The sequence below is a fragment of the Psychrobacter sp. W2-37-MNA-CIBAN-0211 genome (genome assembly GCF_040309405.1).
Classification (GTDB): domain Bacteria; phylum Pseudomonadota; class Gammaproteobacteria; order Pseudomonadales; family Moraxellaceae; genus Psychrobacter; species Psychrobacter glaciei.
Genome location: NZ_JBEOOU010000488.1, coordinates 1 through 244, shown reverse-complemented (window position 1 = coordinate 244; position 244 = coordinate 1). Strand labels below are relative to the sequence as shown.

1 protein-coding gene is annotated in these 244 nt (G+C 35.7%); it reads right to left on the bottom strand.

Going from position 1 to position 244, the window contains the following annotated elements; translation table 11 throughout:
* On the bottom strand, nucleotides 1–244 hold a 244-nt coding region (locus AAEY72_RS16000), incomplete at both ends, for a hypothetical protein (protein WP_352311646.1).

The following is a 244-nucleotide window of genomic DNA, read 5'->3' as shown; positions in this document are numbered from 1 at the left end:
GCTATACGTTGTTCCACAATATCCAACACTTCAGATTGATGTGTCTTTAACAAACCATTCTTAATCAGCTTTTTATCTTCTGGAATATCTTCTATTTGGGCTAATAATGCTGAAGCAGGAATAAATTCAAAGGCTTGAACTTCGCTTTTGGCCTTATTTGTCAGCGCGACTTTATTTTGTAAGTCGTCTAATTGAATCTGGTAATATTGTTGAATTTGAAACCCACTGATCACAAGTACAGCAC